At 61.1% G+C, this 15,215-nt stretch carries 13 protein-coding genes; 6 read left to right on the top strand and 7 right to left on the bottom strand.

Annotation, left to right across the window (positions count from 1 at the left end; genetic code table 11):
- Window positions 1-84: 84 nt before the first annotated feature.
- Window positions 85-1,392: a glutamyl-tRNA reductase gene (gene hemA, locus LAD35_RS17060; protein ID WP_224150160.1), complete on the bottom strand. Its 1,308-nt coding sequence runs from the start codon at window positions 1,390-1,392 to the stop codon at window positions 85-87.
- A 79-nt stretch (window positions 1,393-1,471) separates the two neighbouring features.
- Between hemA and LAD35_RS17055 the strand changes: the two genes are divergently transcribed.
- From LAD35_RS17055 to LAD35_RS17045, 3 genes are all read left to right on the top strand, one after another.
- Window positions 1,472-1,750, top strand: coding sequence for a hypothetical protein (locus LAD35_RS17055; protein WP_224150159.1), 279 nt, complete (start codon window positions 1,472-1,474; stop codon window positions 1,748-1,750).
- A 36-nt stretch (window positions 1,751-1,786) separates the two neighbouring features.
- A complete protein-coding gene (gene wsfD, locus LAD35_RS17050; RefSeq protein WP_224150158.1) occupies window positions 1,787-3,262 on the top strand; it encodes a glycan biosynthesis hexose transferase WsfD in 1,476 nt (491 codons plus the stop codon).
- A gap of 104 nt (window positions 3,263-3,366) precedes the next feature.
- Window positions 3,367-4,341 carry a Bug family tripartite tricarboxylate transporter substrate binding protein gene (locus LAD35_RS17045; protein WP_224150157.1) on the top strand — a complete coding sequence of 325 codons (975 nt, stop codon included), beginning with the start codon at window positions 3,367-3,369 and terminating at the stop codon, window positions 4,339-4,341.
- A gap of 148 nt (window positions 4,342-4,489) precedes the next feature.
- On the opposite strand, the gene ugpQ is transcribed toward LAD35_RS17045, so the two are convergent.
- From ugpQ to LAD35_RS17015, 6 genes are all read right to left on the bottom strand, one after another.
- A complete protein-coding gene (gene ugpQ / locus LAD35_RS17040; RefSeq protein WP_224150156.1) occupies window positions 4,490-5,263 on the bottom strand; it encodes a glycerophosphodiester phosphodiesterase in 774 nt (257 codons plus the stop codon).
- Window positions 5,264-5,484: 221 nt separating this feature from the next.
- Window positions 5,485-6,492 carry a sn-glycerol-3-phosphate import ATP-binding protein UgpC gene (locus LAD35_RS17035; protein WP_224150155.1) on the bottom strand — a complete coding sequence of 336 codons (1,008 nt, stop codon included), beginning with the start codon at window positions 6,490-6,492 and terminating at the stop codon, window positions 5,485-5,487.
- A 51-nt stretch (window positions 6,493-6,543) separates the two neighbouring features.
- Entirely contained in the window at window positions 6,544-7,395 is an 852-nt protein-coding gene (ugpE, locus tag LAD35_RS17030; RefSeq protein WP_224150154.1) for a sn-glycerol-3-phosphate ABC transporter permease UgpE, read from the bottom strand.
- A gap of 2 nt (window positions 7,396-7,397) precedes the next feature.
- Entirely contained in the window at window positions 7,398-8,279 is an 882-nt protein-coding gene (gene ugpA / locus LAD35_RS17025) for a sn-glycerol-3-phosphate ABC transporter permease UgpA (RefSeq protein WP_224150153.1), read from the bottom strand.
- A 111-nt stretch (window positions 8,280-8,390) separates the two neighbouring features.
- A complete protein-coding gene (ugpB, locus tag LAD35_RS17020) occupies window positions 8,391-9,707 on the bottom strand; it encodes a sn-glycerol-3-phosphate ABC transporter substrate-binding protein UgpB (RefSeq protein WP_224150152.1) in 1,317 nt (438 codons plus the stop codon).
- Between the two features lie 284 nt (window positions 9,708-9,991).
- Complete coding sequence (locus tag LAD35_RS17015) at window positions 9,992-10,180, bottom strand: hypothetical protein (RefSeq protein WP_224150151.1); 189 nt, start codon at window positions 10,178-10,180, stop codon at window positions 9,992-9,994.
- Between LAD35_RS17015 and LAD35_RS17010 the strand changes: the two genes are divergently transcribed.
- From LAD35_RS17010 to LAD35_RS17000, 3 genes are all read left to right on the top strand, one after another.
- Window positions 10,179-14,090, top strand: coding sequence for a DUF3683 domain-containing protein (locus tag LAD35_RS17010; RefSeq protein ID WP_224150150.1), 3,912 nt, complete (start codon window positions 10,179-10,181; stop codon window positions 14,088-14,090). The genes LAD35_RS17015 and LAD35_RS17010 overlap by 2 nt on opposite strands.
- The gene (locus tag LAD35_RS17005; RefSeq protein ID WP_224150149.1) at window positions 14,087-14,560 is read left to right on the top strand and encodes an HIT family protein; all 474 of its coding nucleotides are present in this window, start codon (window positions 14,087-14,089) and stop codon (window positions 14,558-14,560) included. Before LAD35_RS17010 ends, LAD35_RS17005 begins: the two co-directional genes overlap by 4 nt.
- Before the next feature lie 92 nt (window positions 14,561-14,652).
- Complete coding sequence (locus LAD35_RS17000) at window positions 14,653-15,078, top strand: gamma-butyrobetaine hydroxylase-like domain-containing protein (RefSeq protein WP_224150148.1); 426 nt, start codon at window positions 14,653-14,655, stop codon at window positions 15,076-15,078.
- Window positions 15,079-15,215: the final 137 nt, after the last annotated feature.

Below are 15,215 nucleotides of genomic sequence, written 5' to 3'. Positions count from 1 at the left end.
GCAGCCGTACAAGTGGCACGCTATCAAAAACAGGAGCGAAAAGAGGAAGGAAAGGAGCGGGTGGCTGCAGCGGGAGCAGCGTCGCTACAAGCCGGATTGGTGGCCGCCGCGCTGGCCACGCAGAAAGAGGCGTGAGACCACATCGGCGGTCTGTGCGCGTGCATCGGCGTCGCCCGTGTGCAGCTCGGCCATGGTGCCGTGCAACATCTTCTGCGCAAGGCCGCGCGAGAGGGCTTCGAGCACGGCATCCACATCTTCGCCCTTGGCCAGGCGCTTTTTGGCGCGTTCTATCTCGGCTGCGCGCCAGACGTCGGCCTGTGCATGAATCTGCTGGATGAGTGGTACCGCGCCGCCCTCTGGGGCGCGCTGGTCCATCCATTGCACAAAGCGCTGCACGCCGGTGTCGATGATGGTTTCGGCCTGCACCACGGCTGCCTGGCGCAGCTCCTGCCCGGCCTTGACGACATGGGCCAGGTCGTCCACGGTGTAGAGATACACATCGCCCAGGTCTTTGACCTCGGCTTCGATATCGCGCGGCACGGCCAGATCGACCATGAAGATCGGGCGGCGCTTGCGCTTTTTGAGCGCGCTTTCCACGGCGCCCAGGCCAATGATGGGCAGGCTGGACGCTGTGCAGCTGATGATGGCGTCGTACTCGTGCAGGTGATCGGGCAACTCGGACAGGCGCATGGTGCTGGCGCCAAACTGCGCGGCCAGCTTTTCGCCGCGCTCCAGGGTGCGGTTGGCGATGGTGATGTGCGCGGGCTGCTTGGCCGCAAAGTGCGTGGCGCATAGCTCGATCATCTCGCCTGCGCCGACAAACAGGACGCGGATCCTGGTGAGATCCTCGAACAGCTGGCCTGCCAGGCGCACGGCCGCTGCCGCCATGCTGATGCTGTGCGCGCCGATCTCCGTGGATGAGCGCACTTCCTTGGCGATTGCAAAGCTACGCTGAAAGAGCTGGTTGAGGGTGGTGCCCAGCGAGCCGGCGTCTTCGGCGGCACGCACGGCATTTTTCATCTGGCCGAGAATCTGCGCCTCGCCCAGCACCATGGAGTCGAGCCCGCTGGCCACGCGGAAGGCGTGGCGCGCGGCAAAGCCGTCCTGCAGGGAATAGGTGTATTTCTGCAGCGCCTCGGGCGGCAGATTGCCGCTTTGGGCCAGCCAGCGCAGGGTGTGGTCCAGCGCAGGCTCGCGGGCAGCGCAGTAAATCTCGGTGCGGTTGCAGGTGGACAGGATGGCGGTTTCCACACCGGCGTGGCTATGCACACCCGAAATCGAGGAGCGCAGACTCTGCAAAGTCGGCGCAATCTTGTCGAGTGCAAATGCAAACCGGCCGCGTATATCGACCGGCGCCGTCGTGTGGTTGATGCCCAGGGCCCAAACTGCCATGGCATGGATTATAAAATCTCTGCCAAACCAGCGCTTGTCGTGTCAGTACCACCTTGACTTATATCAATCACCTCGTTTTATGCCTGCTATCGCCAGCCTGTGGCATCTGTTGAATTTCTGTGCCCCCGCCGCCTTCTTGGCGGTGCTCCTGGTGCTCGCGCGCTGGGTGTTTGCGCGCAAGGCGACACCGCTCCTGCCCTGGTATGGGCAGTTGGCGCTGCATTTTCTGGCGGGATGTGCTGCGCTTTTTGTCGCGTTGCTGTGGCAGGGACGCGACGGCAGCGTGGTGGGTTATGCGCTCCTGGTATTGACTCTCGCCACCAGCCAGTGGGCCGTGCTGGGCAGCTGGCGGCGTTAGCTCCTCGCAGCTTTACAATTCAGACATAATTGCGGGATGACCTCCGCACAGACCCCGCCAAGCCGCCGTTTCAGGTGGCTTTTCTTTATTGGTTTCTTTGCTGCGGGAGTCGCTGGCGTGGCCCTGATCTGCGGATCGCAGGCCTTGCTGTTTGTCGATACCAATGATTTTCAGCGCGTTGTCGGTCACCTGTACCTAACCCCTCTGGGGGACGGCATTCGCTGGGCGCTGCCGGAGCGGCCCTTCCGCATGCCTGGCAATCCAGAACTGGCTTCCCACATCTTCACCTTTGCAGGCTGGGTGCAGCGTTACCTGCCGGGGGCGGTTTTCGATATCTCCCGCACCGCGCTGGCGGCCAAGCTGCTGCTGCTGGCGTATGCTGGCGCATTGGCCTGGCAGTGCGCAGCCGCATTGCAGCGCGGGGCGGTGTGGTGCACGGTGTTTGCCCTGGGCTGGCTGGCCGTATTCTTCATGGCACATAACATCGGCATGGCCCAATCGTTCTATGCCGAATACGCATGCCTGGTTGCACTGCCCCTGTTGCTGGTGGGTATGCTGGCATCGCGCCGGACGGTTCGGATTTTGTGCCTGGGCCTTGGGGCCCTGGTGTGCGGATTGGCCAAGGTGCAGTACTTCTATCTGCCGCTGCTGGCGCTGGTGTGCGTGTGGGCTGCCAGCCGTTGGCAGCGGATGGTGCCCGACAGGGCACTCCTCAAGCTCCTGTTTGCCGTACAAGTGGTGTGCCTGGTGCCCTTGCTGATCGGCAAGAATGCCGGGCTCAATGCCTACCATGGGGTGTACCTGGGCTCGTACATGGTGCTGACGCCTGCGCAGCTCGATGACCTGGGCGTGCCGGCAGACCGGCGTGCCTGCATCGGTGTGGATGCCTGGGGCAATGCGCTCTCCGGCCCGGGCGGCACCCAGGTGCAGCACACCGAGCACACCTGCTACTCCGTCACGCCCAAGCTGGGCAAGGCCGACGTACTGCGGCCCTACCTGCACCATCCGCAAGTTCTGTGGCGCCTGGCCGAATATGCGTTGCCCAGCCATTTCACCGTGCAGTACTTCCATGTGTTTCCTGGAAGTTTCTACCTCAGGCGGGTGGAAGGCGGAGCATCTGGGGTGACGGACCTGCTGCTGCGCATGACCGAGGTGCGTGAGCGTACCATCACGCCGCTGGCGCCACTGTTCCTGTTGGGCTCCCTGCTGCTTTTTGCGGCCAGCCGCAGCCGCCATGCCAGCGGGCTGCGCCAGTTGGCGGCGGGGAGCCTGCTGCTGGGGCTGTTTGTGGTGTCTCAGGTCATCATCGTGCTGTTGGGTGAAGGCGTGCGCGACATGAGCAAGCATCTATGGGCTGCCCAACTGGCGCTGGATATGCTGGTGCTTCTGACCGGCTTGCAATGCCTGGGGTGGCTGTGGGTATGGAGGCGTCGCAAGGCAGCGGGGCACGCCCCGGAGGTTTCGGCGCCTGTACTGCCGGGAATGCTCGGCACCCATCAAAAAAGTGAGTAACTGACGCTTGCCGTAAAAGGTTTTTAGGCAGTTTTATCGTTATAAATAAGGCAGAACTTGCGCTGCAAGCTTCTCTTTTGATAACAACCTGTGGGAGACACTCGATGAAGAAATTTGTGTTGATCGGCCTGTCCGTCGTGGCTGGGCTGGCATTTGTGACCGCTGCGCAGGCGCAGCAGCCGTTTCCCACCAAGCCGATACGCGTCGTCATCGGCTTTCCGGCTGGCGGTCCGCTGGATCAGCATGCCCGTCTGCTGACCGACAAGCTCCAGGGCGTGCTGGGCCAGCCCATCATCGTGGATTACAAGCCCGGCGCAGGTGGTGCGGTGGGTGCGCAGGATGTGATGAAGTCGCCCGCCGACGGCTACACCTTGATGCTCGCCAATACTGGTGTGATGGTGATCAACCCGGCGCTCTATCCCAAGCTGCCTTACAGCACCTTGAAGGATTTCACGCCGGTGGCGCGCACGGCGATGCAGCCGCTGGCGTTGCTGGTCAACAACAAGGTGCCGGCCCAGAATCTGCAGGAGTTCATTGCCTATGCCAAGGCCAATCCTGGCAAGGTCAACTTCGGTTCGGCGGGCAATGGTGGTATCAGCCATCTGGTGCCCGAGATGTTCAAGAGCACGACCAGTCTTGATCTGGTTCATATCCCATACAAGGGCAGCGCACCGGCTTTCACCGATCTGGTGGGTGGCCAGGTCCAGTTCATGGCCGAGAGCATTCCGCAGGCGGCCGCCTACCACAAGCAAGGCAAGGTGCGTGCACTGGCCGTGACCAGCAAGGAGCGCAACCCTGCGCTGCCCGAAGTGCCTACCGCCATCGAAAGCGGGCTCAAGGGCTTCGAGGTGGTGGGTTTCTATGGTTTCCTCGCCCCCACTGGTACGCCCAAGGAGGTGGTGGCCAAGCTCAGCAGTGCCTTTGGCCAGGTGATGCAGATGCCCGATGTGCGCGGGCGAATGGTAGAGCAGGGCGCTGATCCTGCTTTCCTGGGCGCCGATGCGTTCGCCAAATTCCTGACGGGCGAAATGCCGCGTTGGGCGGCGGCCGTCAAGGCATCGGGTACCAAGATGGACTGAGGCCAGGCACTTTGGCGAAAAAGCCCGGCATTGCCGGGCTTTTTTGAGGGTGCGATCAAGACAGGAGCAGTTTGCGCACGTCACTCCATGGTTTTTATGACTTTTCATTCAAAAAATCAAATGGAAAAAACGCTGTCTGCTCCATTCTTCATAGCTTCGGGCCGTCCTGGGCGGGGCTGAACAGGTCGACCCGGTCGGTGATGATGCCGTCCGTGCCCAGATCGATCAGGCGTTGGGCCGCCCATTCGTCGTTGACGGTGTAGCTGCTGCAGTAGAGGCCAGCGGCGTGCACCTTGGCTACCAGCGCGGTGTTCCACAGCGCATGATTGAGCACCAGGGCCTGGCAGCCCAGTTCCACGGCCAGTTGCAGGTCGGCTTCGCCCGAACCATCGGCAAACTTGTCCACCAGCAGACCGCGCGGGATGTGTGGTGCAACCTCGCGGGCGCCCCGCAGCGAATCGGGCTTGAACGAGGTGAAAAGCGGCGGCACCACATTTTGGGGCCAGATGCGGTTCATCAGCGCGCCAGTGGCACGGCCGGTTTCCAGTTCCTGGCCGGGCGTGGGTTTGATCTCGACATTGAGGAAATGCTGGTTGGCCAAGCACCAGCGTGCCAGGGCTTCCAGTGTGGGCAGGTTCTCGCCCGCATGGCTGCGCGAATGCCAACTGCCGGCGTCGAGTTGGGCCAGCGCGCCCATGCTGAGGTCGCTGCCCGTGCCCTGGGCATTGGTGGTGCGCTTCAAATCAGCATCGTGCATCAGAAACAGCACTCCGTCGCTGCTGAGCTTGGCATCGCACTCGAACATGCGGTAGCCAAAGGATGCGCCCAGGCGGAAGGCGCTCATGGTGTTTTCGGGCGCAAGCTTGCCAGCGCCGCGGTGGGCGATCCAGCGGGGATAGGGCCAGTGGGTGGAGGGTGTCATGGCGTTCTCGAATACTATCAATTTAGTAGCTTTTGGCGCTTGAGGGACGGGCTAAAAAGCTGTGTTTGACTATAGACCTTTGGCAAAAACATCAACCGCAGTGCGTAAAAAAGCGCCGCAAAGTATGAGTTTGGGCGCTTGTTGTGCGTTGCGTTGCATGGCAGGCCGTGGTGGCTGCCTCAGAACAGGCCTGAGGCGCCGCACGTCGACTCGCTGCTGTTTTAGATACGCTTGCCGGTTTCGGCGTTGAACCAGTGCAGGCGGTCTTCGCGTGCCTGGATCCGCGCCGTCTCGCCGGGCTTGGGGTAGGCCTGGCCTTCTTCCACGCGCACGGTCAGGTCTTCGCCGCCCACCTTGCCATACAGCAGGCGTTCTGCGCCCAGCAGTTCGACGGTGTCCACCTTGAATTCCCAGCCGCCCGAAGGCACCAGGTCGATGTGCTCAGGGCGAATGCCCAGAATCTGGCCAGACTTGCCACCAGGGGCATTCTTGAGCAGGTTCATCGGAGGCGAGCCGATGAAGCCGGCCACAAAGGTGGAGGCGGGGGTGTGGTAGACCTCTTCGGGCGTGCCGAACTGCTCCACATTGCCGCCATTCATCACGATCATGCGCTGGGCCAGGGTCATCGCCTCGACCTGGTCGTGGGTCACGAACAGGCTGGTGATGCCCAGCTCGGCATGCAGCTTCTGGATTTCGATGCGGGTCTGGCCGCGCAGCTTGGCATCCAGATTGGAGAGAGGCTCATCAAACAGGAAGACCTGGGGCTGGCGCACGATGGCGCGGCCCATGGCCACGCGCTGGCGCTGGCCGCCCGACAGCTGGCGCGGCTTGCGGTCCAGCAGGTGGGAGAGTTCCAGAATCTTGGCGGCCTTGTCGACGCGGAGCTTGATCTCGTCCTCGGGCACCTTGGCGAGCTTCAGGCCATAGGCCATGTTCTCGTAGTTGCTCATGTGCGGATAGAGCGCATAGTTCTGGAACACCATGGCGATGTTGCGCTTGGCAGGTTCCAGGTTGTTGACGACCTGGTCGCCGATCATCAGATCGCCGCCGGTGATCTCCTCGAGGCCTGCGATCATGCGCAGCAGGGTCGATTTGCCACAGCCCGAAGGGCCGACCAGCACGATGAATTCGCCGTCCTTGATTTCGGCGTTGACGCCGTGGATGACGGGCACGGCAGACTTGCCGCTGCCATAGCGTTTGACGATGTTCTTGAGAGAGATGGAAGCCATAACGGGTTTTTTTTCAATCGGTCAAAGATGGTGGATGGGTAAGACGGGGGATTACTTTTCGGTATCCACCAGGCCTTTGACAAACCACTTTTGCATCAGCATCACCACCAAGGTTGGCGGCAGCATGGCGAGAATGGCCGTGGCCATCACGATGTTCCAGTCGATGGCAGCTTCACCGCCGCCAGCAACCATGCGCTTGATACCGACGACCACGGGGTACATGTCCTCCGAGGTGGTCATCAGAAGCGGCCAGAGGTACTGGTTCCAGCCGTAGATGAACTGGATCACGAACAGGGCCGCGATCGAGGTCTTGGACAGGGGTACCAGGATGTCCTTGAAAAAGCGCATGGCACCGGCGCCGTCAATGCGCGCTGCTTCTACCAGTTCGTCCGGCACCGTCAGGAAGAACTGTCGGAACAGGAAGGTGGCGGTCGCCGAGGCGATCAGCGGCAGGGACAGACCCGCGTAGCTGTTGAGCAGGCCCAGCTCGGCCACGACCTTGTACGTGGGCAGGATACGCACTTCCACAGGCAGCATCAGCGTCAGGAAGATCGCCCAGAAGCAGACCATCTTGAAGGGGAAGCGGAAGTAGACGATGGCGAACGCCGACAGCAGCGAGATCGCGATCTTGCCCACGGTGATGATCATGGCGACCACGAAACTCACCCACATCATGTGCACTACATTGGTGTTGGAGCCGAGCTTGCCGGAGCCCAGCAGCGCTTCCTTGTAGTTTTCCCACATGTGGGTGCCGGGCAGCAGCGGCATAGGCGCCTGCACGATTTCGGTAGAGGTGTGCGTCGAAGCCACCAGCGCCAGATACAGCGGGAAGGCCACGAGTGCCACGCCGAGGATGAGCACGGCATGCGAGAAGAAACTAAGCCAGGGGTTGCGGTCCACCATGATCAGTACTGCACTTTCTTTTCAACGTAGCGGAACTGGATCACAGTCAGCACAACAACGATACACATCAGGATCACCGACTGCGCGGCCGATCCACCCAGGTCAAGCGCCTTGAAACCGTCCAGATACACCTTGTAGACCAGAATCGAGGTCGATTGGCCGGGGCCGCCATGGGTGGCCGCATCGATGATGCCGAAGGTGTCAAAAAAGGCGTAGACGATGTTGATCACCAGCAGGAAGAAGGTGGTGGGTGAGAGCAGTGGCAGCTGGATGTTCCAGAAACGGCGCCATGGACCGGCACCATCAATGGAGGCAGCTTCGATCAACGCCTTGGGGATGGACTGCAGGCCAGCCAGGAAGAACAGGAAGTTGTACGAGATCTGCTTCCACACCGAGGCCAGCACGATCAGCGCCATGGCCTGGTTTTCGTTCATCAGGTGGTTCCAGGTATAGCCCAGCTTGTCGAGGAAATAGGCCACCACGCCGATGGATGGCGAGAACATGAAGATCCACAGCACGCCAGCGATCACGGGTGCCACGGCATAGGGAATGATGAGCAAGGTCTTGTAGACCATGGCGAAGCGCACGATGCGGTCCGCAAAAATGGCAAGTGCCAGCGATGAGGCAATGCCGATGCCCGCAACCAGTACTGAGAAGATGGCGGTGCGGTAGAACGAGTCGAGATAGGTCGGGTCGGCGAAAAGGGTGCGGAAGTTGTCGAGGCCGACCCATTCCGTACTCATGCCGAAAGCGTCTTCCATCTGGAACGACTGCAGCACTGCCTGCGCGGCGGGCCAGAAAAAGAAAATGCCGATGATCAGCAGCTGCGGTGCTATCAGCACCCAGGGTAGCCACTTGGATCGGAAAAGGACGCGTTTTTCCATAATGGAGCTTAAAAACAAAAAAGCCGCCGGAGCTTTTTTCAGCGTCCGGAGGGCGGGATCAGGCCTGCATCCACCCCGTGTAGACAGGGCAGATGCGAGTCCGTGAAAGGATTACTTCTTGTACGATTTCTCGAAGCGGGTGAGCAGCTCGTTGCCGCGGGTCACGATGGAGTCCAGCGCTTCCTTGCCGCTCTTCTTGCCAGCCCAGACCTGCTCGAGTTCTTCGTCCTCAATAGTACGGATCTGTACGTAGTTGCCCAGGCGGATACCGCGCGAGTTGTCGGTCACCTTGCGGATCATCTGCGTCACGGCCGTGTCGGTGCCAGGGTTCTTCTGGTAGAAGCCGGACTTTTCGGTCAGGTCATAGGCAGCCATGGTCACAGGCAGGTAGCCGGTGCGCTGGTGCGAGGCGGCCTGCACCTTGGTCTGCGACAGGAATTCGAAGAACTTGGCCACGCCCTTGTAGTGGTCGGCCGACTTGCCTGCCATCACCCACAGCGAGGCGCCGCCGATCACGGTGTTCTGAGGCGCGCCCTTGACATCAGAGTAGTAAGGCAGGGTCGACAGGCCGTAGGCGAACTTGGCGTTCTTGGCCACATCACCGTAGAAGCCCGACGAGGTCTGGATCATTGCGCATTCACCAGCGGTGAACGATGCCTGAGGAATCGAGCCACGGCCCTTGTAGACAAACTCGCCAGCCTTGGCTGCTGCGGCCAGATTGTCGATGTGCTTGACGTGCAGGGGCGAATTGATCTTCATGCGCGCCTTGTAGCCATTGGCGCTCAGGCCGTTTTGCTCGGTGGCGAACTCGACGTTGTGCCAGGTGGAGAAGGATTCCAGCTGGGTCCAGCCTTGCCATGCCAGGGTCATGGGGCAGCTGTGGCCGCTTGCCTTGAGCTTTTTGGCAGCTTCAAACACTTCAGGCCAGGTGGTGGGGGCCTTGTCGGGGTTCAGGCCGGCCTTCTTGAAGGCGTCCTTGTTGTAATAGAAGATGGTGGTCGAGCTGTTGAAGGGGAAGCTCAGCATCTGGCCATTAGGGGCGGTGTAGTAACCGGCCACGGCAGGGATGTAGGCCTTGGGGTCAAAGGTGACGCCAGCGTCGGCCATCACCTTGCCCACGGGCACGGTGGCGCCCTTGGAGGCCATCATGGTGGCGGTGCCCACTTCGAACACCTGCAGGATGTCTGGCGCGTTGCCCGAGCGGAAGGCCGCGATGGCAGCGGTCATCGATTCGTCGTAGGCGCCCTTGTAGGTAGGAACAATCTTGTATTCCTTCTGGCTTTCATTGAACTCCTTGGCCAGATCGTTGACCCACTCATTGTTCACGGCGGTCATGGAATGCCACCATTGGATGTCGGTGACTGCATGGGCGGACAGGCTTGTGGTGGCTGCGATACCGGCAGCGATGGCCAAACGCTTGAAGTGCATGAATGCTCCTGGGTTATGAAAAACGCTCAAAAACGAATCGTATGAGGCGTTTGTGAATGTTCTGTGACGTTGTGGCATATCGCCGTTGGTGAAGCAACTGGGGAAACCCGGTTGTACAGGCATACAGCGTCAACAAATACAAGACGTTACGATTGTAAGACAGGCTGTATTCTAGGTTGAAAGAAAAAATGTAACCACCCGGGAATTTGCCTAGTCCATCGTTGGGGCTGTCACACAAGGGGGTCAAACATCTGTGTTAGGCATGTCCCGACCCGATTAAATGCTCAAATTCGATCAAATGAGAAAAATAGAGAAAATTCCTGGTGCTGGGAAAAGGCTTTGATCTTGGAGAACTGGAGCGACATATCTGCTTTTGCGGGCTGGAGCCATGCGTAATTGCCCCATGTCATAAAATCGGTGCCCCCACTGCCAACTCCCAGGGAGCCCCACGCTCCCGTACAGGTTTCATCCATGAATGCACCGATTGCGCTGGCTACCTTGCAAGCACAGGTCGACGGGCCAGCCCGTCTTCGCGAGATTCCCTACAACTACACCTCGTTCTCCGACCGTGAAATCGTGATTCGCCTGCTGGGTTTCGATGCATGGAACCTGCTGGGCCAGCTGCGCCAGGAGCGCAAGACGGGCCGCTCGGCCCGCATGCTCTATGAAGTGCTGGGCGATATCTGGGTGGTGCAGCGCAACCCCTACCTGCAGGATGACCTGCTGCACAACCCCGGCCGCCGCAAGCAACTGGTGGAAGCCTTGCACCACCGCCTGGCCGAGGTGCAGAAACGCCGCGCACCCGCAGAAGACGCTGCGCGCGATGCGCTGGTGGGGCAGTTGATTGAAGCCGCCCAGGTTGCAGTGTCCGAATTCGATACAACCCTGCAGGAGGCCACGGAGCTGCGCCGCAAGGTGCAGCGCACCCTGGGGCGCATTACGGCCAAGGACAACATCAAGTTCGATGGCCTCTCGCGCGTGAGCCATGTGACCGATGCCACTGACTGGCGCGTCGAATACCCCTTTGTGGTGCTGACGCCCGATGGCGAGGAAGAGATCGCTGGGCTCGTGCGGGCCTGTATCGAGCTGGGGCTGACCATCGTGCCGCGCGGTGGCGGCACCGGCTATACGGGTGGCGCGATTCCGCTGACCTGGCGCAGCGCGGTCATCAATACCGAAAAGCTGGAAAAGATGACCGAGGTGGAGATGGTGTCTTTGCCCGGTGTGGATCACTTGGTGCCTACGGTCTGGTCGCAGGCCGGGGTGGTGACGCAGCGCGTTGCCGATGCGGCCGAGCGCGGTGGTTTTGTGTTTGCCGTGGACCCGACATCGATCGAGGCATCGTGCATTGGCGGCAACATCGCCATGAATGCAGGCGGCAAGAAGGCCGTTCTCTGGGGGACGGCGCTGGACAACCTGGCCAGCTGGCGCATGGTGACGCCTGATGCGCAGTGGCTGGAGGTGACGCGCCTGGACCACAACCTGGGCAAGATCCACGATGCCGAGATGGCTAGCTTCGAGCTGAAGTACCTCGATGCCGAAGGCAAGAAGCTGCTGCGCACGGAGCGGCTCGACATTCCGGGCTACAAGTTCCGCAAGGAAGGTCTGGGCAAGGATGTGACCGACAAGTTCCTCTCGGGCCTGCCGGGCGTGCAGAAGGAAGGCACGGATGGCCTCATTACCAGCGCGCGCTGGGTGGTGCACCGTATGCCGGAACACACCCGCACGGTGTGCCTGGAGTTCTTTGGCAATGCCAAGGATGCGGTGCCTTCGATCGTCGAGATCAAGGACTATATGTTCGCCGAGCAAAAGCGCTCGGGCGTGCTGCTGGCGGGGCTGGAGCACCTGGATGACCGCTACCTGAAGGCGGTTGGTTATTCCACCAAGAGCAAGAAGCACGGCGGCCTGCCCAAGATGGTGCTGTTTGGCGACATCGTGGGCGACAACCCGGACGACGTGGCACGCGTGACGAGCGAGGTGGTGCGCATCGCCAATTCGCGCAGCGGTGAAGGCTTCATTGCCATCAGCCCCGAGGCGCGCAAGAAATTCTGGCTGGACCGCAAGCGCACGGCGGCCATCAGCCGCCACACCAACGCCTTCAAGATCAACGAAGACGTGGTGATTCCGCTGCCGCGCATGGCCGAGTACACCGACGGCATCGAACGCATCAACATCGAGCTGTCGCTGCAGAACAAGATCAAGCTGTGCGACGAGTTGCACGCCTTTTTTGCCAATGGCCAACTGCCGCTGGGCAAGCAGGACGACGCGAGCGAGATTCCGTCCGCAGAACTGCTGGAAGACCGCGTGGCGCAGGCCCTGTCGCTGGTGACCGAGGTGCATGGGCGCTGGCAGGGTTGGCTGAACAACGTGGAAGGCCAGTTCCGCCTGCTGCAGGACCATACCCTGCGCGCGAGCTGGAAAGCCGATCTGCGCGCGCCGCTGGCTGCGATCTTCACCGGCTCGGCCTACCAGCCGATCATGGACGAGGTGGTGGCCATCCACCAGCGCGTGCTCAAGGGCCGCGTGTTCGTGGCGCTGCACATGCACGCGGGGGATGGCAATGTGCACACCAACCTGCCCGTCAACAGTGATGACTACGAGATGCTCACCACGGCCCATGCGGCGGTGGCGCGCATCATGACCCTGGCTCGCAGCCTGGGTGGGGTGATCTCGGGCGAGCATGGCATTGGCATCACCAAGCTGGAGTTCCTGAGCGACGACGAACTGCGCCCCTTTGCCGAATATAAGGCCAAGATCGACCCGCACGGCCACTTCAACAAGGGCAAGCTGCTGCGGGCCGAGGAGCGCCGCCTGCTGCTGGAGCAGACGCACGAAGGCGACAAATCGCGCAAATCGCTGATGTATGCTGATCTGACCAATGCCTACACGCCGTCGTTTGGCCTGATGGGGCATGAATCGCTCATCATGCAGCAAAGCCATATCGGCGCGATTGCTGATTCGGTCAAGGACTGCCTGCGCTGCGGCAAATGCAAGCCGGTGTGCGCCACCCATGTGCCGCGCGCCAATCTGCTGTATTCGCCACGCAACAAGATTTTGGCGACATCGCTGCTGGTGGAGGCATTCCTCTACGAGGAGCAGACGCGCCGTGGGGTGTCCATCCGCCATTGGCAGGAGTTTGAGGACGTGTCGGACCACTGCACGGTCTGCCACAAGTGCGCCACGCCATGCCCGGTCAAGATCGACTTTGGCGACGTGACCATGAACATGCGCAATCTGCTGCGCCAGATGGGCAAGAAGAGCTTCCGCCCCGGCAACAAGGTGGCGATGGCCATGCTCAATGCCACCAATCCCGACACCATCAAGCTGCTGCGCAAGACCATGGTGGGCGTGGGCTTCAAGGCCCAGCGGCTGGCCGTTGATGTGCTCAAGGGCCTGGGCAGGCGCCAGACCGCGCACCCGCCAGCGAGCGTGGGCACTGCGCCGATCAAGGAGCAGGTGATCCACTTCGTCAACAAGAAACTGCCTGGCGGCTTGCCCAAGCAGACGGCGCGCGCCTTGCTTGATATCGAGAACAAGGATTACGTGCCCATCATCCGCGACCCGAAAACCACCAATTCGGAAACCGAGGCGGTGTTCTATTTCCCCGGTTGCGGCTCGGAGCGTCTGTTCAGCCAAGTGGGCCTTGCCACGCAGGCCATGCTGTGGCATGCCGGTGTGCAGACCGTGCTGCCGCCGGGTTACCTGTGCTGCGGTTATCCACAGCGCGGCAGCGGCCAGTTCGACAAGGCCGAGAAGATGATCACCGACAACCGGGTGCTGTTCCACCGCGTGGCAACCACGCTGAACTACCTGGACATCAAGACCGTGGTGGTGAGCTGCGGTACCTGCTACGACCAGCTGCAGGGCTACCAGTTCGACAAGATCTTCCCGGGCTGCCGCATCATCGACATCCATGAATACCTGCTGGAAAAGGGCGTGACCTTGCAGGGCAAGAGTGCATACCTGTACCACGACCCCTGCCATACGCCGATGAAGCAGCAGGACCCGATGAAAACCGTGAAGGCGCTGGTGGGTGACAACGTGCTGAAGAGCGAGCGCTGCTGCGGCGAATCGGGCACGCTGGGCGTGACCCGCCCCGATATCTCGACCCAGATCCGCTTCCGTAAGACCGAGGAAATCCGCAAGGGCGAAGCCCAGTTGCGCGATGCAGGCCAGGTGGACGCCAAGGACAACGTCAAGATTCTGACCAGCTGCCCGAGCTGCTTGCAGGGCCTCAACCGCTACCAGGACGATCTGCAGAACGGCCTGCTGGAGGCTGACTACATCGTCGTCGAGATGGCGCGCGAGATCCTGGGTGAAAACTGGATGCCCGAATACGTGCAGCGCGCCAATAACGGCGGCATCGAGCGGGTGCTGGTATGACGAACCCTGCCATCGAACCGAACCCCGGTTGCCCGCTGTGCCACGGCACAGGTGGCCGCCTGGTATGGCAGGGCGCTCGTGCGGGCGGCGCCTTGCGTGTCATCCATGCGGAAGAAGCGGGTTTTCCTGCTTTTTATCGTGTGGTCTGGGCTGCGCATGTGGCAGAGTTCTCCGATCTGCCTGCCGATCAGCGCCAATGGTGCATGGATGCCGTCGTGGCCGTGGAGCTGGCACTGCGTGCAATGACCCCTGCACCACGCAAGATCAATGTGGCGGCACTGGGCAATATGGTGCCGCATCTGCATTGGCATGTGATTGCCCGCTACAGCGACGACAGCCACTTTCCGGGCTCGGTGTGGGCTGCGGTGCAGCGCGAGCGCAACACTGCGCTAGAGGCTGAACTGGCCGCGCAGCTGCCCGCCGCCGAGGCGCGCATGGTTGCTGCGCTTGAGCGTCTGGTTGCGGCATAATTGCTATTGTTTTGGATGGCATTGCGCACGCCAGATGTGCGCAAGAGGCTGTTTTATCTGCAGTGCGAGCTGTGGATCTGCAAAGGAACCCCATGGCTGGCTTGAACCGCGACACCCCGACACCGACCGCGCTGACCGTGCATGGCGCCTCGCGCGTGCTGGAGGTGCAGTACGCCGATGGCGCTGCATTCAAGCTGCCGTTCGAGCTGCTGCGTGTGTATTCGCCCTCTGCCGAGGTGCAGGGTCACGGCCCCGGGCAGGAGGTGCTGCAGACCGGCAAGCGCGATGTAACCATCGTTGCCGTGGAGCCGGTGGGCAACTACGCCATCAAGCCCATCTTCTCGGACGGGCATGAAAGCGGCCTCTACAGCTGGCAGTACCTGTACGAACTGGGTGAGCGGCAGAGCGAGCTGTGGCAGGGTTATCTGGACAAGTTGCAGGCTGCCGGTGTGGACCGCGACCAGCCCATGGCGCCAAAGGCAGGCGCTTCGGGCGGGAGCTGCGGCCACCACCATTGATCGGAAAAAGCGCGCCGCTGCGCGAGGCGGGGCGCTGTGCAGGCCATGCGCTGCATGGATCAGACGAAATATTTTGTATATAAAGCTATTGATTTGATAGCTGCATGCGCTTGATCATATTGAGCTGCGGCATCAAA

It is taken from the genome of Comamonas odontotermitis (assembly GCF_020080045.1).
Classification (GTDB): Bacteria; Pseudomonadota; Gammaproteobacteria; order Burkholderiales; family Burkholderiaceae_C; genus Comamonas; species Comamonas odontotermitis.
This window is presented reverse-complemented; position numbering and strand designations above follow the sequence as displayed.